Genomic DNA, 1039 nt, shown 5'->3' with positions numbered 1-1039 from the left:
TCTGATGTTACATTGCACAAGATAAAAATATATCATCATGAACAATAAAACTGTCTGCTTACATAAACAGTAATACAAGGGGTGTTATGAGCCATATTCAACGGGAAACGTCTTGCTCGAGGCCGCGATTAAATTCCAACATGGATGCTGATTTATATGGGTATAAATGGGCTCGCGATAATGTCGGGCAATCAGGTGCGACAATCTATCGATTGTATGGGAAGCCCGATGCGCCAGAGTTGTTTCTGAAACATGGCAAAGGTAGCGTTGCCAATGATGTTACAGATGAGATGGTCAGACTAAACTGGCTGACGGAATTTATGCCTCTTCCGACCATCAAGCATTTTATCCGTACTCCTGATGATGCATGGTTACTCACCACTGCGATCCCCGGGAAAACAGCATTCCAGGTATTAGAAGAATATCCTGATTCAGGTGAAAATATTGTTGATGCGCTGGCAGTGTTCCTGCGCCGGTTGCATTCGATTCCTGTTTGTAATTGTCCTTTTAACAGCGATCGCGTATTTCGTCTCGCTCAGGCGCAATCACGAATGAATAACGGTTTGGTTGATGCGAGTGATTTTGATGACGAGCGTAATGGCTGGCCTGTTGAACAAGTCTGGAAAGAAATGCATAAGCTTTTGCCATTCTCACCGGATTCAGTCGTCACTCATGGTGATTTCTCACTTGATAACCTTATTTTTGACGAGGGGAAATTAATAGGTTGTATTGATGTTGGACGAGTCGGAATCGCAGACCGATACCAGGATCTTGCCATCCTATGGAACTGCCTCGGTGAGTTTTCTCCTTCATTACAGAAACGGCTTTTTCAAAAATATGGTATTGATAATCCTGATATGAATAAATTGCAGTTTCATTTGATGCTCGATGAGTTTTTCTAATCAGAATTGGTTAATTGGTTGTAACACTGGCAGAGCATTACGCTGACTTGACGGGACGGCGCTTCCCTACCCTCATGGCCGCCTCCCAGGAATCGACCCAGGTGCTTATCGTGGACATAATCCTTTACTCATAAATT

The 1039-nt window shown here is 43.5% G+C and carries 1 protein-coding gene; it reads left to right on the top strand.

Annotated elements, in window-relative coordinates; all coding sequences use genetic code 11:
- Nucleotides 1-86 precede the first annotated feature (86 nt).
- Nucleotides 87-902, top strand: coding sequence for an aminoglycoside O-phosphotransferase APH(3')-Ia (gene aph(3')-Ia / locus PSF28_RS23600; RefSeq protein WP_000018329.1), 816 nt, complete (start codon nt 87-89; stop codon nt 900-902).
- The last annotated feature ends 137 nt before the right edge of the window (nt 903-1039 follow it).

The organism is Providencia sp. PROV130, assembly GCF_028482225.1.
GTDB lineage: Bacteria > Pseudomonadota > Gammaproteobacteria > Enterobacterales > Enterobacteriaceae > Providencia > Providencia rettgeri.
This window is presented reverse-complemented; position numbering and strand designations above follow the sequence as displayed.